The organism is Pseudomonas laurylsulfativorans, from assembly GCF_002906155.1.
Classification (GTDB): Bacteria; Pseudomonadota; Gammaproteobacteria; order Pseudomonadales; family Pseudomonadaceae; genus Aquipseudomonas; species Aquipseudomonas laurylsulfativorans.
In genome coordinates this window covers 787,333-809,291 of the sequence record NZ_MUJK01000002.1, presented here as the reverse complement: position 1 = coordinate 809,291, position 21,959 = coordinate 787,333, and the positions used below count along the sequence as shown (strand labels likewise).

At 59.6% G+C, this 21,959-nt stretch carries 18 protein-coding genes; 10 read left to right on the top strand and 8 right to left on the bottom strand.

Annotated elements, in window-relative coordinates; translation table 11 throughout:
• Positions 1–37: 37 nt before the first annotated feature.
• Positions 38–430: a transcriptional regulator gene (locus B0D71_RS10140; protein ID WP_103394639.1), complete on the bottom strand. Its 393-nt coding sequence runs from the start codon at positions 428–430 to the stop codon at positions 38–40.
• Positions 431–623: 193 nt separating this feature from the next.
• Here B0D71_RS10140 and B0D71_RS10135 point away from each other — a divergent pair, with 193 nt between their 5' ends.
• The 3 genes from B0D71_RS10135 (at position 624) to B0D71_RS10125 (ending at position 2,795) form a co-directional block, all read left to right on the top strand.
• Complete coding sequence (locus B0D71_RS10135; RefSeq protein WP_103394638.1) at positions 624–1,358, top strand: DUF899 domain-containing protein; 735 nt, start codon at positions 624–626, stop codon at positions 1,356–1,358.
• A 212-nt stretch (positions 1,359–1,570) separates the two neighbouring features.
• The gene (locus B0D71_RS10130; protein ID WP_165798705.1) at positions 1,571–2,353 is read left to right on the top strand and encodes a class I SAM-dependent methyltransferase; all 783 of its coding nucleotides are present in this window, start codon (positions 1,571–1,573) and stop codon (positions 2,351–2,353) included.
• Between the two features lie 166 nt (positions 2,354–2,519).
• Positions 2,520–2,795 (top strand): hypothetical protein, encoded by a 276-nt coding sequence (locus B0D71_RS10125; RefSeq protein ID WP_103394636.1) that lies wholly within the window; start codon positions 2,520–2,522, stop codon positions 2,793–2,795.
• 63 nt (positions 2,796–2,858) lie between these two features.
• Here B0D71_RS10125 and B0D71_RS10120 read toward each other — a convergent pair whose 3' ends face one another.
• Complete coding sequence (locus B0D71_RS10120; protein ID WP_103394635.1) at positions 2,859–4,199, bottom strand: DEAD/DEAH box helicase; 1,341 nt, start codon at positions 4,197–4,199, stop codon at positions 2,859–2,861.
• Positions 4,200–4,391: 192 nt separating this feature from the next.
• On the opposite strand from B0D71_RS10120, the gene B0D71_RS10115 reads away from it, so the two are divergent.
• On the top strand, positions 4,392–5,690 hold the full coding sequence (locus tag B0D71_RS10115; protein WP_103394634.1) for a mechanosensitive ion channel family protein: 1,299 nt from the start codon (positions 4,392–4,394) through the stop codon (positions 5,688–5,690).
• Positions 5,691–5,733: 43 nt separating this feature from the next.
• Here the strand turns inward: B0D71_RS10115 and B0D71_RS10110 are convergent, their stop codons facing one another.
• The 3 genes from B0D71_RS10110 to B0D71_RS10100 all read right to left on the bottom strand — a co-directional run bounded on the left by B0D71_RS10110 (position 5,734) and on the right by B0D71_RS10100 (position 8,147).
• On the bottom strand, positions 5,734–6,600 hold the full coding sequence (locus B0D71_RS10110; RefSeq protein WP_103394633.1) for a carboxylate/amino acid/amine transporter: 867 nt from the start codon (positions 6,598–6,600) through the stop codon (positions 5,734–5,736).
• A 352-nt stretch (positions 6,601–6,952) separates the two neighbouring features.
• Positions 6,953–7,552, bottom strand: coding sequence for an FMN-dependent NADH-azoreductase (locus B0D71_RS10105; RefSeq protein WP_046043697.1), 600 nt, complete (start codon positions 7,550–7,552; stop codon positions 6,953–6,955).
• Positions 7,553–7,832: 280 nt separating this feature from the next.
• Complete coding sequence (locus B0D71_RS10100) at positions 7,833–8,147, bottom strand: 3-phosphoglycerate kinase (RefSeq protein WP_103394632.1); 315 nt, start codon at positions 8,145–8,147, stop codon at positions 7,833–7,835.
• Positions 8,148–8,196: 49 nt separating this feature from the next.
• Here B0D71_RS10100 and B0D71_RS10095 point away from each other — a divergent pair, with 49 nt between their 5' ends.
• From B0D71_RS10095 to aqpZ, 5 genes are all read left to right on the top strand, one after another.
• Positions 8,197–9,120, top strand: coding sequence for a PA3225 family LysR-type transcriptional regulator (locus B0D71_RS10095; RefSeq protein WP_103394631.1), 924 nt, complete (start codon positions 8,197–8,199; stop codon positions 9,118–9,120).
• 14 nt (positions 9,121–9,134) lie between these two features.
• Positions 9,135–9,938 (top strand): alpha/beta fold hydrolase, encoded by an 804-nt coding sequence (locus tag B0D71_RS10090; protein WP_103394630.1) that lies wholly within the window; start codon positions 9,135–9,137, stop codon positions 9,936–9,938.
• A 3-nt stretch (positions 9,939–9,941) separates the two neighbouring features.
• Positions 9,942–10,499, top strand: coding sequence for a peptidylprolyl isomerase (locus B0D71_RS10085; RefSeq protein ID WP_103394629.1), 558 nt, complete (start codon positions 9,942–9,944; stop codon positions 10,497–10,499).
• 93 nt (positions 10,500–10,592) lie between these two features.
• On the top strand, positions 10,593–12,425 hold the full coding sequence (locus B0D71_RS10080; RefSeq protein ID WP_103394628.1) for an ABC transporter ATP-binding protein: 1,833 nt from the start codon (positions 10,593–10,595) through the stop codon (positions 12,423–12,425).
• A gap of 309 nt (positions 12,426–12,734) precedes the next feature.
• Positions 12,735–13,433, top strand: coding sequence for an aquaporin Z (gene aqpZ / locus B0D71_RS10075; protein WP_103394627.1), 699 nt, complete (start codon positions 12,735–12,737; stop codon positions 13,431–13,433).
• Positions 13,434–13,444: 11 nt separating this feature from the next.
• Here aqpZ and B0D71_RS10070 read toward each other — a convergent pair whose 3' ends face one another.
• Positions 13,445–14,569, bottom strand: coding sequence for a GNAT family N-acetyltransferase (locus B0D71_RS10070; RefSeq protein WP_103394674.1), 1,125 nt, complete (start codon positions 14,567–14,569; stop codon positions 13,445–13,447).
• A 280-nt stretch (positions 14,570–14,849) separates the two neighbouring features.
• On the opposite strand from B0D71_RS10070, the gene B0D71_RS10065 reads away from it, so the two are divergent.
• The gene (locus B0D71_RS10065; RefSeq protein ID WP_103394626.1) at positions 14,850–16,181 is read left to right on the top strand and encodes a putative porin; all 1,332 of its coding nucleotides are present in this window, start codon (positions 14,850–14,852) and stop codon (positions 16,179–16,181) included.
• 290 nt (positions 16,182–16,471) lie between these two features.
• Here the strand turns inward: B0D71_RS10065 and B0D71_RS10060 are convergent, their stop codons facing one another.
• Together B0D71_RS10060 and hrpA are read right to left on the bottom strand one after the other, a co-directional pair.
• The gene (locus B0D71_RS10060; RefSeq protein WP_103394625.1) at positions 16,472–17,593 is read right to left on the bottom strand and encodes a beta-ketoacyl-ACP synthase III; all 1,122 of its coding nucleotides are present in this window, start codon (positions 17,591–17,593) and stop codon (positions 16,472–16,474) included.
• Positions 17,594–17,992: 399 nt separating this feature from the next.
• Complete coding sequence (hrpA, locus tag B0D71_RS10055; RefSeq protein WP_103394624.1) at positions 17,993–21,904, bottom strand: ATP-dependent RNA helicase HrpA; 3,912 nt, start codon at positions 21,902–21,904, stop codon at positions 17,993–17,995.
• Positions 21,905–21,959: the final 55 nt, after the last annotated feature.

The following is a 21,959-nucleotide window of genomic DNA, read 5'->3' as shown; positions in this document are numbered from 1 at the left end:
CGCGAGCAGGCTCGCTCCCACAGGGCACTACAGAGTGTCAGGCAATCTGCGCCTTCGACGCGACCTCATCGAACGTCATCTCATCCAGCGCATCCTCCTGCTCGTCCAGCACCTGCCGCGGGTGCTCATTGCCAGGAATACTGCTGTCGATCAGGCTCAACAAACGCGAACCCCGCGCCGTCAAAATGTAATTGCCGCCCGTGCCACCTTCATCCTCCGGTCTCGGCTCGATATAGCCACGCTGCAGCAGTAACTTTTCGTACTCGCCAGCCAGCGTTTTCAGGTGATCAAGGTTTTCAATCGGCTCGCCTTCCGCGGCCTTCTGCGCGGCATGCTGTTCGGCATAAGGCCGCGGCGTGAAACTGTGGCCCGCACTGTTTTGCACTTCATGCAGCAAGCGCTCAATCAAATCCCAGTTGTAAGTCGTCATCCTGATTCAACCTCCGGTGCCCGTTCGATTGATGCCCGTGCAATTGAACGGGCCTTACAGGTTGTGACCGGCACACCCGACAGCCGTTCAGCCCGGCCTTTGCTGACAACCGACCGGCGGCATGTCGAAATTCACGCAAGCCAAACGACTAGGCTGTGTAAGTCACCTCCCCGCCCACGCAGGAGAAAACAACATGAACATTCAGAACCATCCCGTCGTATCGCGGGAAGAATGGCTCGCCGCCCGCAAACAGCACTTGGCCCGCGAGAAAGCCTTCACCAAGGAAAGGGACAAGCTCAGCGCCGAACGCCGCGCCCTGCCGTGGGTGAAAGTCGACAAGGACTACCACTTCCAGGGGCCCAACGGCGAACTGAAACTGGCGGACCTGTTTGGGGGGCGCAGCCAGTTGGTCATCTACCACTTCATGTTCGCCGAGGGCTGGGACGAGGGCTGCCCCGGTTGCTCGTACCTCAGCGATCACATCGACGGCGCCAACCAGCACCTGACCCACCATGACGTGGCCGTGGTAGCGGTTTCCCACGCACCGTTCGCCGAATTCCAGGCCTTCAAACGGCGCATGGGCTGGAAGTTCGACTGGGTGTCGTCAGCAGGATGCGATTTCAACTACGACTTTGGCGTCTGTGCCCGAGCCGAAGACGTCGCAGCCGGAAAGGCTACGTACAACTACGAAAAAACCGACGGCTCCGAGGAAGAACTCCCTGGTCTCAGCGTGTTTTATCGCAATGAAGCTGGCGAAATATTCCACACCTACTCCACCTATGCCCGGGGCCTGGACATGCTGGTCGGCGCCTACAACTACCTCGACCTGACGCCCAAGGGCCGCAACGAAGACGAAATCATGGAGTGGGTGCGGCATCACGACCGGTATGCAGAAGAAGCGAGCTCCAGTTGCTGCCATGGCAGTTAATCACCGGACATCGAGTCGCGGCGTTCGCGAGCAGGCTCGCTCCCACATTGGACTTGTACTCGCCATGGTCCCCTGTGGGACGAGCCTGCTCGCGACGAAACCCAACACATACGGAAAGTCAGCCGACGAAATGACCGCAGAACTGTCTTTTTTTTAAGCTACGCTCAAGACCGTCTGACGGCTACAACACTAAAAAACAATTGGAGAGCATCGTGTCAGGACGACAAGACCACAATAAAGTGACTGACAAAAGCTACTGGGACGGTGTGTGGTCCCCTGCCCAGCCCTCACTGTCTACGTTGAGTAGTTCAGATTTCTACTACGGGAAAAATGGCCTCTTCGCCAAGTTGATTCATAAAAGGCTTGGTTCGCTCAAGGGCTCTCATATTCTCGAACTGGGAGGTGGCGGTGAAAACAAACGCCTCTTGTCCATGAAAAAATGGATGGAGGCAGACGTCACCGCGCTCGACTTCTCGGATGAAGGCCTGAAAGTAGTCAAGGAGCTCTTTGATATCAATCAATGCTCAGGCCACTTCCTCAACGCCGACATATGCAGCTGGATACCTGATCAGCAGTACGACACCGTCGTTCACTGGGGTGTCCTGGAACATTTCATTGATCCAAGGCCTATGCTTGAGAAATCATTTTGCGCCTTGAGAAATAACGGCAAGTTGCTTTTTTCGATGCCAAACATGGAAGCTGTTGGCGCGCAGCTTTGGAAAAGCTGGTGCCCTGAAAACTGGTCAAAACACGTATTTCACTCCAAAGAACTCATCGAAAAAACATTACACGAGATCGGCTTCTCAACAATTGAAAGCTTCCATTATGGTGTGCCTTTCTTGAAGGGCGCTGAGTGGGAAATGGCCTCCATAGGCCAGCATCCCATCGATCTGCTACAGAAAGTCTGCAGCGCCTCTGCACGTGTAATGCCGATTTTTCATAAATATGGAAACAAGCATATTTCCATGGAAAGAGGATTCATTGCCGTCAAGTGATCGAGGCTTGAGACTCTTTCATCGTTTTGTCGAGTGCAAAAAACCGGACATTGCCCGGTCTTTTTGTTGGGCATCCTATACCGGACTCATCCGCCACCTCGGCTGAACTTTTCTTGCCGTTGTCCCCTCAACCGGATATCTGCCATTACCGGAACAGAGGACGCTTATGAAAATCCTGAGCAAGCTGCCCCTCGTTATCGCCCTCGCTTGCGCCCTGCCCGCCTGGGCCTGCACCCCCGAGGAAGCCACCGCCAAACGCGAACAACTGGCCGGGCAAGTGGCCAGACTCACCGACCAGAACCCGACCAAGGCCAAGGAGATCAACGACGAGTTGCAGAAGATGGATCTGGGCACTGCCGCCAAAGACCTGCCGGACAAGTGCCAGTTGATCGATCAGCGCTTGAAGGAACTGGAGTCGGCCGAGAAAAAAACAGAAAGCTGATAAAACGCCGGGCATAAAAAACCCGGACACTGTCCGGGTTTTTCGTGGGCCTTCTACAACGACTTACTCAGCCGCTGGCGCTTCCGGCTTGCGGCGCTTGAGCGGAGCCATGCCATCCTTGCTCACCAGCGAGTCGCTCTTGGGCCGGTTGGCGCTCTTGCGCTTGGTCGGGGTCTTGGCGGCAGTTTTCTTCTTGTCGCCCTTGGCGTCGGTCTTCTTCTTTTTCACACCGACGGCTTTACCCGAGGCCTTGACCTTTTTCGGTCCGCTGTACGTACCTTTGACTTCCTTGATGGTACGGCGCTCGAAGCTCTGCTTGAGGTAGCGCTCGATGCTCGACATCAGGTTCCAGTCGCCGTGGCAGATCAGCGAGATGGCCAGGCCATCGTTGCCGGCGCGGCCGGTGCGACCGATGCGGTGCACGTATTCGTCGCCGCTGCGCGGCATGTCGAAGTTGATCACCAGGTCCAGGCCGTCGACATCCAGGCCGCGAGCGGCGACGTCAGTGGCCACGAGGATTTTCACGCCGCCCTGTTTCAGACGGTCGATCGCCAGTTTGCGATCCTTCTGGTCTTTCTCGCCGTGCAGCACGAACGCCTTGTATTCCTGCGCCACCAGGCGGCCGTAGATACGGTCGGCCATGGCCCGGGTATTGGTGAAGACGATGGCCTTCTGGTAGGTCTCGTTGGCCAGCAACCAGTTGACGATCTGCTCTTTGTGCTGGTTGTGGTCAGCGGTGATGATTTGCTGACGGGTAGTGTCGTTCAGCTGGCTGACCGCGTTGAGCTGCAAGTGCTCAGGGTTGTTCAGGACTTTGGCGATCATTTCGCGCAGACCGGAACCGCCGGTGGTGGCGGAGAACAGCATGGTCTGCTGACGGTTGGTGCACTCGTCCACCAGACGCTGCACGTCTTCGGCAAAGCCCATGTCGAGCATGCGGTCGGCTTCGTCGAGCACCAGGACTTCGACTTCCTTGAGGTCGAGGTTGCCGGCGTTCAACTGCTCGATCATCCGGCCCGGCGTCCCGATCAGGATGTCCGGCACCTTGCGCAGCATGGCAGCCTGGACCTTGAAGTCTTCACCGCCAGTGATCAGGCCGGACTTGATGAACGTGAACTGCGCGAAGCGCTCGACTTCCTTGATGGTCTGCTGGGCCAGTTCGCGGGTCGGCAGCAGGATCAGGGTCTTGATACTGACGCGGATTTTCGCCGGGCCGATCAGACGGTTAAGGATGGGCAAAACGAATGCAGCGGTTTTGCCGCTACCGGTTTGCGCCGTCACCCGCAGGTCACGCCCCTGGAGCGCCAGCGGGATGGCCGCGGCTTGCACAGGCGTTGGCTCGACAAATTTCAGCTCGGCCACGGCTTTGAGCAGGCGTTCGTGCAGGGCGAATTGGGAAAACACGGGTGCTACCTCGAAGAAATGCAAAAAAACAGCTGCATAGGGTAACGGTTTCGAGCGCTCAGGCCGAGTTTCTTTATACAAATGGCGGTAAACAGTTGGTTTTTTGTTGCGTGAATTTTCTCCAAACGTAATACAAAGCGTCTTAAATGCTCTAATCCCCTCTCGCGCCCTACAGAAGAATCGTTTTTGACCATGGATATCAAACAGCTCTGGACCAACGTCCTGGACCTTTGGGGTGCCCTCGATCAGCACCCGCTCGTGCACTCCAGCCTGTCGCTGTTGTTGCTGTTGGCGATTGCGCTGTTCCTCGGACGGGTGGCGCGTTACCTCATATTGCACGCGACCAAAATGCTAGGTCGCCAGCCGGCCTTGCATTGGATCAATGATTTCCTGCAGAACAAAGTGTTCCATCGCCTGGCACAGATCACGCCGTCGCTAGTGATCCAGTTCGGTCTCAATCTGGTGCCGGACCTGAGCAAAACCAGCCTGAATTTTCTCGGCAACGTCGCGCTGTCTTTCACCTTCCTGTTTCTGCTGCTGGCGGTCAGCGCCTTGCTCAACGCCCTCCTGGACATCTACGCCCGCACAGAGCACGCCCGCACCCGCTCAATCAAAGGCTATGTGCAACTGGCGAAAATGGTGTTGTACGTGTTTGGCGCAATCATCATCGTCGCCACCCTGATCGACCGCTCGCCGCTGTTGCTGCTGTCGGGGCTGGGTGCCATGTCGGCGGTGATCCTGTTGGTCTACAAGGACACGCTGCTGTCGTTTGTCGCCAGCGTGCAGTTGACCAGCAATGACATGCTGCGGGTCGGCGACTGGATCGAGATGCCCCAGGTGGGCGCCGATGGCGATGTGGTGGACATCACCTTGCACACGGTCAAGGTGCAGAATTTCGACAAGACCATCGTCTCGATCCCGACCTGGCGCCTGATGTCCGAGTCGTTCAAGAACTGGCGCGGCATGCAGGCTTCCGGTGGTCGCCGGATCAAACGCAGCCTGTTCATCGACGCCAGCGGCGTACGCTTTCTGCGTGACGATGAAGAACAGAAGCTGTCCCAGGTGCACTTACTCACCGACTACATGACCCGCAAACAGGCCGAACTCAAGGCCTGGAACGAAGCCCAGGGCAACGTCGCGGCCATGTCGGCAAACCGCCGCCGCATGACCAACATCGGCACTTTGCGTGCCTATGCGCTGGCCTACCTGAAGAGTCACCCGGGGATCCAGCCGAACATGACCTGCATGGTTCGACAGATGCAGACCACGGCCCAGGGTATTCCGCTGGAGATCTACTGTTTTACCCGCACCACGGCGTGGGCCGATTACGAGCGGATCCAGGGGGATATTTTCGACTACCTGCTGGCGGTGCTGCCGGAGTTTGGCTTGAACCTGTATCAGCAGCCGAGCGGTACGGATTTGCGTGCGGGGTTACTGCCTGCGGTGCTCGGTGCAAGTTACATTCCCGAGCCCGAAAAACACATCATGTGACACCCCAAGAACAAATGTGGGAGCAAGCCCGCTCCCACAGGGGTCAGCGTGCCACCACCGATTGGCGCACACCCAACCGACTGATCCACACCGCCAGCAAAATCACCGAACCGCCGAGCAACAATCGCCCCAGCTCTTCATGCTGATTCCAGATCAGCAGATTGATCAGCAACCCCACCGGCACATGCAGGTTGTTCATCACCGCCAATGTCCCGCCGTTGACCAGGCACGCACCTTTGTTCCACCAGTAAAGCCCCAAAGCCGTGGAGACCAGGCCGAGGAACAGCAGCACGCCCCATTGCAGCGGCGCTTCCGGAAGGAAGTTCTGTTTGCCGAACAACAGAAACGCTGGCAACGCCACCGCCAGTGCGCCGAGGTAGAAGTAGCCGAAACGCCGGTAATGCGGCAGGTCGCTCGGGTGGCGGGCGACCAGGTGTTTGTAGAGCACCTGCCCGGCGGCGTAGGTGAAATTGGCCAGTTGCAGCAACAGGAAGCCCATGAAGAAGTCCGGGTTGATCCGGTCAAAGCGAATCACCGCCGCTCCCGCCACGGCCACCAGCGCCGCCACCAGGGCCCAGGGATTGAAGCGACGATTCAGTGCATCTTCAATCAGGGTCACGTGCAGCGGCGTGAGGATGGTGAACAGCAGCACTTCCGGCACCGTCAGTACGCGAAAGCTCAGGTACAGGCAGACGTAGGTCACACCGAACTGCAATGCGCCGATCAGCAGCATGCCGCGCATGAACGCCGGCTCCACCGAGCGCCAGCGAGTCAGTGGAATGAACACCAGCCCTGCCAGCAGCACGCGTACCAGCACTGCGAAGTAACTGTCGACATGACCGGCCAGGTATTCGCCGATCAAACTGAAGGAAAACGCCTGGATCAGCGTGACAAAAAGTAGATAGCCCATGCTCGCCTCATTTCGAATGGCGGCGACGATAGCGGGTTTTGCCTTGAATCGCGATCCCTGAAAGCTATCGGAAAACACCCAACCTCCTGTAGGAGCTAGCTTGCTAGCGATAGCTGAATGTCAGGCAACAATGATGCCGACTGATCCACCGCCATCGCTAGCAAGCTAGCTCTTACAGGGGGTTGTGGGGGCATTAAATCCTGAGCAAAAAAAAGCCCGATCTCGCTAAAGCGTTCAATCGGGCCAGAGCACTCAGGAGCAACAAGTGCGAAGGGAGGTTCGATGCGCGTACAGGCTTGAAGGGGTGCGCCAGGTCACTAGACCATCCAGTGATTATCTGGCGATTAACGGGTCAGGCCACTTGCGAAAGCTTGGCGTTCGCCTGGTTCAGGCCTTTCTCCTGGAAATCCCCCCCCAGGTTCATGCCTTCGGCGTGGATGAACGTCACGTCGTGGATACCGATGAAGCCCATGACCTGACGCAGGTACGGTTCCTGGTGATCGGCGGTGCTGCCAGCATAGATGCCGCCGCGAGCCGTCAGCACATAAGCACGCTTGCCGCTGAGCAGGCCTTGCGGGCCGGTTTCGGTGTACTTGAAAGTGACGCCGGCACGCAGCACATGGTCGAGCCAGGCTTTCAGGGTGCTGGGGATTGCAAAGTTGTACATGGGCGCGGCCATGACCAGTACATCGGCGGCGAGCAATTCGTCGGTCAACTGGTTGGAGCGTTCCAGCGACGCCTGTTCGATGTCGCTGCGCTGCTCGGCGGGTTTCATCCAGCCACCCAGCAGGTTGATGTCCAGGTGCGGAACCGGCTTGACGGCCAGGTCCCGGACGGTGATCTGGTCATTCGGGTGAGCGGCTTTCCACTGGCTGATGAAAGTCTGGGTCAGTTGACGGGAAACCGAGTCTTGCTGACGGGCACTGCTTTCGATGATCAGAACGCGGGACATGGGATGTAGCCTCCATCTGAGAATGCTGTAGGTCGATGGAGTGAAGGTTAAACAGAGTCATATCGATGAAAAAGCGCAAATAACTGCTATAACCCATCAATAAATTCGTTTATAAGCTCAACATACCCTGTGGGAGCGGGCTTGTGGCGAGGGGGCTTGCCCCCGTTGGGCTGCGAAGCAGCCCCAAAATCTCTGGTGCACCGAAGATCTTGTGAGTGCTGCGCACTCAAACGGGGGCAAGCCCCCTCGCCACAGGGCCCGCTCCCACAGGAGTTTGAAGTTATTTCGGGGTGCAGGTCAGCTCGATGCGCAGTTTGATGATGTTGCGGCTGAATTTGGCCGTGGCGTTTTTGTGTTTTCCGGCCGGCACATCGATCTTGCGAGTGCGGGGTGCTTCCGGGCCATTACTGAAAACCGCCTTGCAGCTCGCATCGACATCGCCGTAGTTGGCCACCCGGATGGAGCCGATATCGCTATCGGTGTCGAAGGTTTCGTAGTCGATCTTCATTCCGTTGAGGTTCTTTTGCACATCAATCGGATAAGCAAACGCCGTCAGCGGTAGCAGCGCCAGCAGCACACAACAGAATTTTTTCATTCAGCAGCCTCCAGTAAGGGCTGCCAGCTTAGGACAAGAGGAGCTCAACATGAAAGCGCCCCGCGTGACCCTTGATCAATGGCGAACGCTGCAAGCCGTAGTCGATCATGGCGGTTTCGCCCAGGCCGCCGAGGCGCTGCATCGCTCGCAATCGTCGGTCAGCTACACCGTGGCACGCATGCAGGATCAGCTCGGCGTACCGTTGCTGCGCATCGACGGACGCAAGGCCGTGCTGACCGAAGCCGGCGGCGTGCTGTTGCGCCGCTCCCGGCAATTGGTCAAACAGGCCAGTCAACTCGAGGACCTGGCCCATCACATGGAGCAGGGCTGGGAAGCCGAAGTGCGCCTGGTGGTCGACGCCGCTTACCCAAGCGCCCGCCTCGTGCGCGCCTTGACCGCGTTCATGCCGCAAAGCCGCGGCTGCCGGGTGCGTCTGCGTGAGGAAGTGCTGTCGGGCGTGGAGGAAGTCTTGCTCGAAGGCGTCGCCGACCTGGCCATTACTGGGTTCAGTATTCCCGGTTATCTGGGCGCGGAATTGAGCGACGTCGAATTCGTCGCAGTCGCCCACCCGGAACATCCCCTGCACCGCCTCAACCGCGAACTGAGCTTCCAGGACCTGGAAAGCCAAATGCAAGTGGTGATCCGCGACTCGGGGCGCCAGCAACCACGGGACGTCGGCTGGCTTGGTGCCGAACAGCGCTGGACCGTCGGCAGCCTGGCCACCGCCGCCACCTTCGTCAGCAGCGGTCTGGGGTTTGCGTGGCTGCCGCGGCACATGATCGAACGGGAACTCAAGGAAGGGACGCTCAAGCTGCTACCGTTGGATCAGGGCGGTAGCCGCAACCCGAGCTTTTACCTGTATTCGAACAAGGACAAACCGCTCGGGCCCGCCACGCAGATTCTCATCGAACTGCTGCGTACGTTCGACACCGCACCACTGGACGCACCGTTCGCCGCCCCCGCACAAGCCTGACACGGAGTGTATGCATGGCCTATTTCGAACACGAAGGTTGCAACCTGCACTATGAGGAATATGGCCACGGCACGCCGCTGCTGCTGGTCCACGGCCTCGGTTCCAGCACACTGGACTGGGAAAAACAGATCCCGGCCCTGGCCACCCGCTACCGGGTGATTGTCCCGGATGTCCGCGGTCACGGCCGGTCGGACAAACCCCGGGAGCGCTACAGCATCGCTGGTTTCAGCGCCGACCTGATTGCGCTGATCGAGCACCTCAATCTCGGCCCGGCACATTATGTCGGCCTGTCCATGGGCGGCATGATCGGCTTTCAACTGGGCGTGGATCAGCCGCAACTGCTCAAGAGCCTGTGCATCGTCAACAGCGCGCCCGAGGTCAAACTGCGCAGCCGCGACGATTACTGGCAGTGGTTCAAACGCTGGAGCCTGATGCACGCACTCAGCCTGCGCACCATCGGCAAAGCCTTGGGCGGCAAGTTGTTTCCGAAGCCCGAGCAGGCCGACTTGCGACAAAAAATGGCCGAACGCTGGGCAAAAAACGACAAACATGCTTATCTCGCCAGCTTCAATGCCATTGTGGGCTGGGGGGTCCAGGAACGACTTTCGAAGGTTACCTGTCCAACCCTCATCGTCAGCGCCGACCGTGACTACACACCGGTGGAGCTGAAGGAAAACTACGTAAAACTGCTGCCCGACGCGCGGCTGGTGGTGATCGCCGATTCACGCCACGCCACGCCGCTGGACCAGCCGGACCACTTCAACCAAACACTGCTAAAGTTTCTGACCGCAGTCGACACCACCACTCAGGATCACTGACCCATGCTGAAAAAAATCGCCCTCGCCGCAGGCTCTGTCCTGTTTGCCGCCAACCTGATGGCCGCGACGCCGGAAAAAGCCCCGCATGTGCTGCTGGACACCACCAACGGCCAGATCGAAATCGAGCTGGACCCGGTCAAGGCCCCGATCAGTACCAAGAACTTTCTTGAGTACGTAGACAGTGGCTTCTACAACAACACGATTTTCCACCGGGTGATCCCGGGGTTCATGGTCCAGGGTGGTGGTTTCACTCAGGCCATGCAGCAAAAAGACACCCAGGCACCGATCAAGAACGAGCACAAGAACGGCCTGGTCAACGTGCGTGGCACCTTGTCCATGGCCCGTACCTCGGTGCCTGACTCGGCCACCAGCCAGTTCTTCATCAACGTCAAGGACAACGACTTCCTTGACCAGGGCGACGGCTACGCGGTGTTCGGCAAAGTGGTCAAAGGCATGGACGTGGTCGACATCATCGTCAATTCGCCAACCACCATGCGTGGCGGCATGAAAGACGTGCCAGCCGATCCGGTCTTCATCAAGTCGGCCAAGCGCATCGACTGAGACTAAGCTGGACAAGGATGTCCGAGCCGTTGCCGGCTTTGCCGGCAACGCTCAAACCGTTTAAAGGAGAGCCCGTTCGCGGGCGAAAACAACATGCTTTATCGCCGTTTTGAAAAACTGATCGATGTTTTCCGTGAAGCACCGACGGCGTCTCCGCCGGACCGGGTTTTCCCTTTTTATACCTATTACCTCAAGCAGGTCTGGCCGAGCTTTGCCGCCCTGCTGATCGTCGGCCTTATTGGTGCCTTGATCGAAGTGGCGTTGTTCAGCTACCTGAGCCGCATCATCGATTTGGCCCAGGGCACACCGAACGTCAATCTGTTCAAGGAGCACGCCCTTGAACTGACCTGGATGGTGGTGGTTGCGCTCGTGTTGCGCCCGATATTCGTGGGCTTGCATGACCTGCTGGTGCACCAGACCCTGAGCCCCAGCATGACCAGCATGATCCGCTGGCAGAACCATAGCTACGTGCTCAAGCAAAGCCTGAATTTCTTCCAGAACGACTTCGCCGGGCGCATCGCCCAACGCATCATGCAAACCGGTAACTCACTGCGCGATTCCGCCGTGCAAGCCGTGGATGCGTTGTGGCATGTGCTGATCTATGCCATCAGTTCGCTGGTGCTGTTCGCCGAAGCCGACTGGCGCCTGATGATCCCGCTGCTGACATGGATCTTCTCCTTCATCGGCGCCCTCTGCTATTTCGTGCCACGGGTCAAGGATCGCTCGGTGGTGGCGTCCGATGCGCGCTCCAAACTCATGGGGCGGATTGTCGACGGCTACACCAACATCACCACCCTGAAGCTGTTCGCCCATACCCATTTCGAGCAGCAGTACGCCCGCGAAGCGATCAAGGAACAGACCGAAAAAGCCCAACTGGCCGGCCGTGTGGTCACCAGCATGGACGTGGTCATCACCAGCATGAACGGCCTGCTGATCGTCTGCACCACCGGCCTGGCCCTGTGGTTGTGGACACAGTCGCTGATCAGCGTGGGGGCGATTGCCCTGGCCACCGGCCTGGTGATCCGCATCGTCAACATGTCCGGCTGGATCATGTGGGTGGTGACCGGCATCTTCGAAAACATCGGCATGGTGCAGGACGGCCTGCAGACCATCTCGCAACCGGTCAGCGTCACCGACCGCGACCAGGCTAAACCCCTGGCGGTGGCCCGTGGCGAAGTGCGCTTCGAACAGGTGGATTTCCACTACGGCAAGCAGAGCGGGATCATCGGCGACCTCAACCTGACCATCAAGGCTGGCGAGAAAATCGGCCTGATCGGCCCGTCCGGTGCCGGCAAATCGACCCTGGTGAACCTGCTGCTGCGCCTGTACGACGTCGAAGGCGGACGCATCCTGATCGACGGCCAGAACATCGCCGACGTCAGCCAGGAAAGCCTGCGCGAACGCATCGGCATGATCACCCAGGACACCTCGCTGCTGCACCGTTCGATCCGCGACAACCTGCTGTACGGCAAGCCCGACGCCACCGACGCCGAACTCTGGGAAGCGGTGCACAAGGCCCGGGCTGACGGTTTCATTCCTTCACTGTCGGACGCTGAAGGTCGCACCGGTTTTGATGCCCACGTCGGTGAGCGCGGGGTGAAACTCTCCGGCGGTCAACGCCAGCGCATCGCCATCGCCCGTGTACTGCTCAAGGACGCACCGATCCTGATCATGGACGAGGCCACCTCGGCACTGGATTCGGAAGTCGAAGCGGCGATCCAGGAAAGTCTCGAAACCCTGATGCAGGGCAAAACCGTGATCGCCATCGCTCACCGGCTCTCGACCATCGCCCGGATGGACCGGCTGGTGGTGCTGGAAAACGGCAAGATCGCCGAAACCGGAACCCACGCCGAACTGCTCGCCCATGGCGGTCTGTATGCGCGGTTGTGGCAACACCAGACCGGTGGGTTTGTCGGGATCGATTGATCCCGGGGATGACCACATAACCTGTAGGAGCGAGCCCGCTCGCGATGGATGAAGGGACACCGCGTGGTGTCAGGTGCTCAGCATTATCGTTGACGACCATCGCGAGCAAGCTCGCTCCTACAGGGGACGCAATGAAGCCGATCGATCACAGAAAACCGCCAGCCCCCGTCAACAACGGGTCCTGGCGGTTTTTCATGCCTGCTGGAATTCTGAAAAAACCGTGCTGTACTCACTTCAACGTTCTGGAGGTGGTTCTGCAGTCCATCGGCTGGATGCACAAGGCAGCATAATCTCGAAAGGGCACTCTCTATGTCTCTGTTAAAACGTTCGGCTACAGAGTTGGTAGGTACGTTCTGGCTGGTGTTGGGTGGTTGCGGCAGTGCGGTATTGGCAGCGGCTTTTCCGGATGTGGGGATCGGTCTTCTCGGGGTGTCATTCGCGTTTGGTCTGACTGTGCTGACCATGGCTTTCGCCATCGGCCATATTTCCGGCTGTCATCTCAACCCTGCGGTGTCCCTTGGCCTGGTGGTGGGTGGGCGGTTTCCGGCCAGTGAATTGCCGGCCTACATCGTTGCCCAGGTCATTGGCGGCGTGATCGCAGCGGCCCTGTTGTACTTCATTGCCAGCGGCAAACCCGGTTTCGAACTGGCCGGCGGCCTGGCATCCAACGGCTATGGCGAACACTCACCCGGTGGTTATTCGATGGCGGCAGGGTTTGTCACTGAACTGGTGATGACCGCGATGTTCATCCTCATCATCCTCGGCGCCACCGATAAACGTGCGCCGGCCGGACTGGCACCGATTGCCATCGGCCTGGGGCTGACGCTCATCCACCTGATCTCGATCCCGGTCACCAACACCTCGGTCAACCCGGCGCGCAGCACCGGCCCGGCGCTGATCGTCGGCGGCTGGGCGATTCAACAACTGTGGATGTTCTGGGTCGCACCACTACTCGGTGCAGTGGTCGGCGGCGTGCTGTATCGCTGGCTGGGCAAGGAAGAAAGCTGAAACGCTGAAGATCAGCCTTGTCGATAAGGCAAGGCTGACTTCGCATCCTGCGCATACGCCAGCACTCCCAGCCGCTCCTGCTCCAGAAAGTCTTTCACCGCCGCTTTCAATCCCGGATGCCGCAAGTAGTGCCAGGAATGGGTAATGACCGGCTCGAATCCGCGAATCAGTTTGTGCTCGCCCTGGGCCCCGGCATCAAAACGCTGGAAACCGTTGGCGATGGCATAGTCCATGCCCTGGTAGAAACAGGTCTCGAAATGCAGGCGATCGAACTCCGCCAGGCATCCCCAGTAACGTCCATAAAAGCTGTCGCCCCCCACCAGGCTGAATGCCATCGCCACCGGCCGTGAACCCTGTTTGGCCAGCACCACGCGAATCGATTCCGGCATGCGTTCGGCCAACAGGCTGAAAAACTCCCGTGTCAGGTACGGCGCTTGCCGGCGCACCGCATAGGTATTGGCATAGCAGGCGTAGACGAAATCCCATTGCACCTGACTCAGTTCCCGCCCCTCCAGCCATTCGAACTCGAAGCCCTGCCCGGCCACCTGCTCACGCTCCTTGCGCATCTGTTTGCGCTTGCGCGAACTGAGCACGTCGAGGAAGTCCTGGAAATCCCGGTAGCCGCGATTCTGCCAGTGATACTGACAGCCCACACGCTGCAGCCAGCCGGGCTGCTCACTCAATGCCGCGTCGGTGAACGGATCGGTGAAGTTGATGTGCGCGCTGGAGAGCCCTTCGAGCTCAAGGTAGCCCGGCAGGCTTTTCAACAACTCGAAGCCTTCTTCGACCGTGGCCGCCAACAGTCGCGGCCCGGTGACCGGACTGAACGGCACGGCGTTCAACAATTTGGGGTAGTAGTCAATACCGGCGCGTTCGCAGGCATCGGCCCAGGCGTGATCGAACACATACTCGCCGTAGGAATGCCACTTGCGATAACCGGGCAGCGCGGCGATCAGACGGTCACCTTCAACGTGCAGCAAATGCTCGGGCTGCCAGCCGGTATGAGGGCCGACGCTGCCGCTGTCTTCCAGTGCGCTCAAAAAGGCGTGACGCAGAAAAGGCTGAGTCTCGGGCACCAGTGCGTCCCAGGTCTGCGGGGCGATTTCTGACAGTTTTTGCAGGCGTTGCAACGGCATCACCATCCTCACTCTTCATGGCGTGAAAGCCTCGCGAGTATCGCCGATCGCACTCCTTTGCACACGGCCAATTCGACGACAGTGCTCTAACTCAATAGTTCAAGGCGACTTTGTATCGTCATGGACATGACATCACATTGCCACCGCCCTGTAATAAACCATCGCGATACTGGCGCCTGTTTTTAGAGCGCCGGGTTATACCCGGCCACAGTTTTCCGCCCCTAACGGTCGGTTGTGTCCCGGATGGCTCTGTCATCCCCTCTCATCTTCGGAGATTGATATGCGTCTTGCTTCCACGAAAACTGCGGCGGCCTTGTGCGGTGGCCTGTTGCTGGCCATGAGTGTTCCGGCCAGTGCCGCAGTCGACGCCAAACTGCTCGACATGCTCAAGGCTAACGGCTCGATCACCAACGCGCAGTACAGTGAACTGCAAGCCGAGCTGGCCAGGGATCAGAAAGACCAGCAGATCGCCCGTCAGGCTCAGCAAGAGACCAACGAGCAAATCGCGGCCACCGCGAAGAAAACCGACACACTGAGCGCTTTCGACCAGAAACTTTCCTGGGCTGCCAAGACCCAGTTCAAGGGCGACGTGCGCTTCCGTCAGGAAAACGTCCACAACGATGGCGTATCCAACAACAAAGACCAGGACCGTCAGCGCATTCGTGCCCGCCTGGGTGCCTACAGCGAAATCAACCCGCAGGTCGACACCGGCATCCGTATTGCCACCGGCAGCAACGACGACGCTCGCTCCACCAACCAGGACCTGAACAACTACTTCGACAAGAAGCAGATCTGGCTGGACCAGGGTTACATCGACTACCACCCGGACGCGATCAAAAACCTGCACCTGGTTGGCGGCAAGATGCCGCAACAATGGGTGAGCATGGGCGACATCATCTGGGATAGCGACATCAACCCTGAAGGTCTGGCCGTCACCTACAAATACCCACTGAGCGGCAGCACCGAGCTGTTCGGTAGCGCCGGTCACTACACCCTCAAGGACAACGTCGACGGCGAAGGCGTGCAGTTCAAGCACGACCTGCGTCTGTACGCCGGCCAGTTGGGTGCGCGTTTTGCCATCACCGACAGCATGAAAATGACGTTGGGCGGCAGCCTCTACGCCTACGACAACGATGACAGCAGCGCCTGCCCTACCAGCGGAACCGTCACCGCACCATGCGCGCTGGCCGTCAACGGCAACAGCCCGGGCGAACAGTTCAAACTGTACGAAGGCTTTGGTCAGCTGGACTTCAGCAACCTGCCAGTTCCGCTGTCGATCTACGGTCAGTACGTCAACAACACCGATGCCAGCAACGACCAGGACACTGGCTGGCTGGCCGGTGTGAAGTCCAAGATCTACGGCTTCAACCTGGACTACAACTACCGCGACGTGCAGCGTAACGCTGTGGTTGGCGCCTTCACCGACTCCGACTTCGCCAACGGCTTCACCGGTTCGCGCGGCAGCAAGCTGAAAGTAAGTTACGACCTGGACAAGAACTTTGCCCTGGGCGCGACCTACTTCATGGCGACCTCGGACCAGACCAACGCCAACATCAACAAGAAGGATTCGGACATCAACACCCTGCAACTGGATGCCGAAGCCAAGTTCTGATTCACCCCGCTACACGACTCTGGCAAGGATGCCTGAGCCCCTTTTACAGCCTGGCGTTGGTGTGTCGGTCCCCATCATCCTCCGATGCATCAACGCGAGTCTGTTTTCACATCCCCGCCTGCACCCAATCAATTGTGGCGAGGGGGCTTGCCCCCGTTGGATCGCGAAGCGATCCCAAAACCAGTCACCGCGTTTTACCAGAAACACTGTGTCAATCTGACTTGCGGCTACTACGTAGCAGAACGGGGGCAAGCCCCCTCGCCACAAAAGCCCCGCATAAAATCGCAGATTCAGCGCTTGCGCAGCAACACGCTACCAATCGAATAACCGGCACCGAACGAACTGAGCACGGCCAGCGAACCGGCGACCAGATCGTCCTGGTTCTTGTGGAACGCAATCACGGAACCGGCGGAGCTGGTGTTGGCGTAGGTGTCGAGAATCACCGGTGCTTCCTGTTCGGTGGCGTCGCGACCCAGCAGTTTTTTCACGATCAGGTGGTTCATGCTGAGGTTGGCCTGGTGCAACCAGAAGCGCTTCACGTCGCTGACGTTGAGCTGATTCTCCTGCAGATGCCCGGCGATCAGCTCGGCCACCATCGGGCAGACTTCCTTGAACACCTTGCGGCCTTCCTGCACGAACAGTTTGTCCTTGGCGCCGATGCCCTCTTCCGCCGCGCGGTTGAGGAAGCCGAAGTTGTTGCGGATGTTGTTGGAGAACTTGGTCAGCAGCTTGGTGCTGACGATGTCGAACTGGTACTTGGACGTCGCCAGGTCAGCACGCTCGATGATTACCGCGGTGGCGGCATCGCCGAAGATAAAGTGACTGTCACGGTCACGGAAGTTCAGGTGACCGGTGCAGACTTCCGGGTTGACCATCAGGATCGCCCGGGCCTGGCCCAGTTGCACGCTGTTGGCGGCGGTCTGGATACCGAAGGTCGCCGAAGAACAGGCCACGTTCATGTCGAAACCGAAACCCTGGATGCCCAGCGCTTCCTGCACTTCGATGGCAATGGCCGGGTAAGCACGTTGCAGGTTGGAGCAGGCGACGATCACGCCATCGATGTCGGCAGCGGTCTTGCCTGCACGCTGCAAGGCCTGCTCGGCCGCGCCGATGGCCATCTGGCAAAGCACCGACCACTCGTCGTTGGAGCGTTCTGGCAAACGTGGCGCCATGCGTTGCGGGTCGAGGATGCCTTCCTTGTCCATGACAAAGCGGCTCTTGATGCCGGAAGCTTTTTCGATGAACGCTGCGCTGGACTCGGTCAACGCTTCGATTTCACCACTGGCGATGGCTTCGGCGTTATCGGCGTTGAATTGCGCCACATAGGCATTGAAAGACTGCACCAGCTCTTCATTGGAAATGCTGTTGGCCGGGGTGTACAGGCCGGTGCCGCTGATGACGACGTTATGCATGGTCGTGTCTCTAATCTGTTCAGGCAGAAAGCATTGGCACCGTCGTACCAATACACAAAGGGTCTATTCCCATCCGGGGGACGCAAACCTGGCATCGCTTTATTCCGACCTGCCCGTGACCGTGAAGGCTCAAAACCGCGGGGCCGGCGTTTATAGGCGCGAAGTTTGCCATAACCCGCAGGTTTTGACCCCTTTTTGCAAGAACAACACCATTCCTGTGGGTGCTTGTGTGGCGAGGGGGCTTGCCCCCGTTCGGCTGCGAAGCAGTCGCAAAATTAGCGCACTCGGACTAACTGAAGCACCGAGGTTGCAGGTTTTGGGGCGGCTTCGCCACTCAACGGGGGCAAGCCCCCTCGCCACACAAGCTCGCTCCCACAGGGTATTTGTGCAGCTCCTGGCCTACGGCTCGACCTGGGTCCACTGCTTGTTCAGGCGCTTGTCGGAAATCGGCACCTTGGTTCCCAGCTGTTGTGCAAACAGCGAAACCCGATACTCCTCCAGCCACCAGCGATACAACTCCAGCTGCGGATCGCGCTTGCCTTCCTGGGCGTGTTTGTTGGCGCGGGTCTGGTACTGCGTCCACAGGCCGCTCAATTCGCCGCTCCAGACCCGATCCCTCTGCACCTGGGCGCCGATTTTCTCGAAACGCTGTTCAATCGCCTTCAGGTAACGCGGCAATTCCTTGAGCCACTGCATCGGCGTTTCCCGGACAAAACCCGGATAAACCAGATGGCTGAGCTGCTGCTTGATGTCGTTCAAGGCCACGGCTTGCGCCAGATCGATCTTGCCCTTGAAGCGCTTTTGCAAACCGTGCCAGAGCTTGAGGATTTCCAGGGTCAGCCTGGCCACACGCTCGGCATGATCAGTCCAGGCGCCGCGCTTGCGCTCGGCCAGTGACGCCAATCCGGCGCCATCCCGTGGCAACGGGTCTTCGCCCTCAAGGATGCAGCTATCGAGGCTGGCCAGCAGAATGTCTTCCACCAGCGCATCGACACGCCCCATGTCGCGGTACAGCAGGCCCAGCTCGGTCAGGCCCGGCAATTTGCCGCGAAGGAACTTCGCCGACTCGGCCAGTTGTTGCATCAGCAGACGCTGCAAGGCACGGCGATGCTGGAACTCGGCTTCGGCCGGGGTCGAGAAACGTCCTTCCTTGACCGTACCGCTCTCCTCTACCAACGCCGGGTAGACCGTCATCGACAGCCCGGCGATCTTCTGTTGGGTTTTCTCGGCCACGGCGGCGAACACTTTCGGCTCCACCGGTTGCTGGCTCTTCGCGGTTTGCGGCACTGCCAACGCCGCCTGGCTGGCCTCGGCGAAACGCGCCGTCAGTTCCGCCAGGTCGCGACCTTCACCGAGGAACTTGCCCTGGCCGTCGACGATTTCCAGGTTCATCCGCAGATGGCTTTCGACCTGCTGCGCAGCCTCGGCCCAAGCTTCATCGCTGACCCGCGCGCCGGTCATGCGCAACAGCTCGCGCCCCAACGCCTGGGGCAGCGAGCCCTCGGCAAAGGTCATGCGCTGCAAGGCCGCCTTGACGAAGTCCGGCACCGGCACGAAGTTCTTGCGCAAGGCCTTGGGCAGGTTACGCACCAAGGCAATGCACTTGGCTTCGATGACACCAGGCACCAGCCATTCCAGGCGCTCCGGCGGCAGCATCGGCAGCAGCGGAGCCGGCACGCGCAGGGTCACACCGTCCCGTGGATGGTTGGGCTCGAAGTGGTAGCTCAAGGCCAACTCCAGATCGCCGATGTGCAGCGTATCCGGGTAATGCTGGGCGGTGACTTCACTGGCTTCGCGGGCCAGCACGTCTTCCTCGCGCATGATCAGCAGTTGCGGGTCTTTCTGGCTGTTGATCCGGTACCAGCTGTCGAAGGTCGCGGTCTGGTGAATCTCCGCCGGCAGCCGCGCGTCGTAGAAGGCGTACAGGGTTTCTTCGTCGGCGAGGATGTCGCGACGGCGGGCCTTGGCTTCCAGTTCGTCGAGCTGTTCCAGCAACTGCTTGTTGGCCGTCAGGCACTTGGCCTTCGACTGGATTTCACCGCGCACCAGCGCTTCGCGGATAAACAGTTCCCGCGACACCACCGGGTCCACAGGGCCGTAATGCACCGGTCGGCGACCCACCACGATCAGTCCGAACAGGGTGATCTGCTCGAACGCCACGACCTGGCCGCGCTTCTTCTCCCAGTGGGGTTCGAAGTGGTTTTTCTTGATCAGGTGCCCGGCCAGCGGCTCGATCCAGTCGGCATCGATCTTCGCCACCATGCGCGCGTAGAGCTTGGTGGTTTCCACCAGTTCGGCAGTCATCAGCCACTGCAGGCGTTTCTTGCCGATGCCCGACGACGGGTGAATCCAGAACCGCCGCTGACGCGCGCCGAGGTAATCGCCCTCCTCGGTTTTCTGGCCGATCTGGCTCAGCAGTCCCACCAGCACCGCTTTGTGCAGTTTCGGATAGTCCGCCGGTTCTTTATTGAGACTCAGCTGCATGTCACGGCAGATCAGGCTCAGCTGGCGATGGGAGTCGCGCCATTCGCGCAGGCGCAGGTAATTCAGGAAGTTCTTGCGGCACCAGTTGCGTAGCGGACTGGCGGTCAACGCCTGGCGCTGCTCCTCGAATCCGCGCCACAGATTGACCAGCCCGGCGAAGTCCGAGTCAGCGTCTTTCCACTGAGCGTGGGCCTGATCAGCCGCTTGCTGACGCTCCGGCGGACGCTCGCGCGGGTCCTGGATCGACATGGCGCTGGCGACGATCAACACTTCCTGCAAGCTGCCGAGCTTCGCCGCTTCCAGCAGCATGCGGCCCATGCGCGGGTCCACCGGCAAGCGCGCCAATTGGCGCCCGAGCGGGGTCAGCTGGCTATTGCGATCCACCGCCGAGAGTTCTTGCAGCAGGTTGTAGCCGTCGCTGATGGCCTTACCGTCCGGCGGCTCGATGAACGGGAACGCGGTGACCTCGCCAAGGCGCAAATGCAGCATCTGCAAGATTACGGCGGCGAGGTTGGTGCGCAAGATTTCGGGATCGGTAAATTCCGGGCGCCCGAGGAAGTCTTCCTCGCTGTAGAGGCGGATGCAGATACCCGGCTCGACCCGCCCGCATCGACCTTTACGCTGGTTGGCGCTGGCTTGGGAAACGGCTTCGATCGGCAGGCGCTGAACCTTGGCCCGATAGCTGTAGCGGCTGATGCGCGCGGTGCCGCTGTCGATCACGTAGCGGATACCCGGCACGGTCAGCGAGGTTTCCGCGACGTTGGTCGCCAGCACCACCCGACGGCCCGGGTGCGACTGGAAAATCCGCTGCTGCTCGGCCGGCGACAGCCGTGCGTACAGCGGCAGGATTTCAGTGTGTTTGAGCTGGGCTTTACGCAGCATTTCGGCGGCGTCGCGAATCTCGCGCTCACCGGGCAGGAATACCAGCACGTCACCGGGACTGCGGCGCTCGCTGCGCTCATAGGCGGCGATTTCGTCGAGGGTGGCGAGGATCGCTTGATCCACGGTCAGGTCGTCCTCGACGCGGTTGCCCTCTTCGTCCTGCTCCAGCGTCAGCGGGCGATACCAGGTGTCCACCGGGAAGGTACGGCCCGAGACTTCGACAATCGGCGCATCGTCGAAATGCTTGGAGAAACGCTCCAGATCGATGGTTGCCGACGTGATGATGACCTTCAGGTCGGGACGGCGCGGCAGCAGGGTTTTCAGGTAGCCGAGCAGGAAGTCGATGTTGAGGCTGCGTTCATGGGCCTCGTCGACGATGATCGTGTCGTAGCGTTCCAGATAGCGGTCGTTCTGGGTTTCCGCCAGCAGGATGCCGTCGGTCATCAGTTTGATCAGGGTGTTGGAATCGCTCTGATCCTCGAACCGCACCTGATAGCCGACCAGTGCGCCCAGCGGCGTGCCGAGCTCCTCGGCGACCCGGCTGGCGACACTGCGCGCAGCGATCCGCCGCGGCTGGGTGTGGCCGATCAACCCGTGCTGGCCGCGACCGATTTCCAGGCAGATCTTCGGCAACTGGGTGGTTTTACCCGAGCCGGTCTCACCGGCGATGATCAGCACCTGGTGCTTTTCCAGCGCCTTCTTGATTTCGTCGCGCTTGGCGGCGATCGGCAGGCTGTCGTCGTAACGAATCACCGGCAGGCTGGCCTTGCGCGCCAGCACCTGCTCACAGGACGCCTGCATGCGCGCTACCCACTGGGCCAGCTTGGCCTCGTCGGGTTTCTTGCGCAGCTCAAGCAACTGCCGCCGCAGCCGGTGGCGGTCGGCGAGCATGGCGTGATCGAGGTTTTTCAGCAGTTTGTCGATGGAGGGCGATTCGTCGGTCATCGGGTACGCAATTCAGTCGTCTAGTGGCGCAGGGGGGCGATTGTCGCAGATTTAA

What these genes read in the sequence shown, in the direction of transcription:
- B0D71_RS10105 (WP_046043697.1), bottom strand. Translation starts at nt 7,552, where the DNA reads ATGTCCCGCGTTCTGATCATCGAAAGCAGTGCCCGTCAGCAAGACTCG.
- B0D71_RS10085 (WP_103394629.1), top strand. Translation starts at nt 9,942, where the DNA reads ATGCTGAAAAAAATCGCCCTCGCCGCAGGCTCTGTCCTGTTTGCCGCC.
- aqpZ (WP_103394627.1), top strand. Translation starts at nt 12,735, where the DNA reads ATGTCTCTGTTAAAACGTTCGGCTACAGAGTTGGTAGGTACGTTCTGG.
- B0D71_RS10140 (WP_103394639.1), bottom strand. Translation starts at nt 430, where the DNA reads ATGACGACTTACAACTGGGATTTGATTGAGCGCTTGCTGCATGAAGTG.
- B0D71_RS10065 (WP_103394626.1), top strand. Translation starts at nt 14,850, where the DNA reads ATGCGTCTTGCTTCCACGAAAACTGCGGCGGCCTTGTGCGGTGGCCTG.
- B0D71_RS10110 (WP_103394633.1), bottom strand. Translation starts at nt 6,600, where the DNA reads ATGGGCTATCTACTTTTTGTCACGCTGATCCAGGCGTTTTCCTTCAGT.
- B0D71_RS10090 (WP_103394630.1), top strand. Translation starts at nt 9,135, where the DNA reads ATGGCCTATTTCGAACACGAAGGTTGCAACCTGCACTATGAGGAATAT.
- B0D71_RS10100 (WP_103394632.1), bottom strand. Translation starts at nt 8,147, where the DNA reads ATGAAAAAATTCTGTTGTGTGCTGCTGGCGCTGCTACCGCTGACGGCG.
- B0D71_RS10080 (WP_103394628.1), top strand. Translation starts at nt 10,593, where the DNA reads ATGCTTTATCGCCGTTTTGAAAAACTGATCGATGTTTTCCGTGAAGCA.
- B0D71_RS10070 (WP_103394674.1), bottom strand. Translation starts at nt 14,569, where the DNA reads ATGCCGTTGCAACGCCTGCAAAAACTGTCAGAAATCGCCCCGCAGACC.
- B0D71_RS10060 (WP_103394625.1), bottom strand. Translation starts at nt 17,593, where the DNA reads ATGCATAACGTCGTCATCAGCGGCACCGGCCTGTACACCCCGGCCAAC.
- B0D71_RS10125 (WP_103394636.1), top strand. Translation starts at nt 2,520, where the DNA reads ATGAAAATCCTGAGCAAGCTGCCCCTCGTTATCGCCCTCGCTTGCGCC.
- B0D71_RS10095 (WP_103394631.1), top strand. Translation starts at nt 8,197, where the DNA reads ATGAAAGCGCCCCGCGTGACCCTTGATCAATGGCGAACGCTGCAAGCC.
- B0D71_RS10115 (WP_103394634.1), top strand. Translation starts at nt 4,392, where the DNA reads ATGGATATCAAACAGCTCTGGACCAACGTCCTGGACCTTTGGGGTGCC.
- hrpA (WP_103394624.1), bottom strand. Translation starts at nt 21,904, where the DNA reads ATGACCGACGAATCGCCCTCCATCGACAAACTGCTGAAAAACCTCGAT.
- B0D71_RS10135 (WP_103394638.1), top strand. Translation starts at nt 624, where the DNA reads ATGAACATTCAGAACCATCCCGTCGTATCGCGGGAAGAATGGCTCGCC.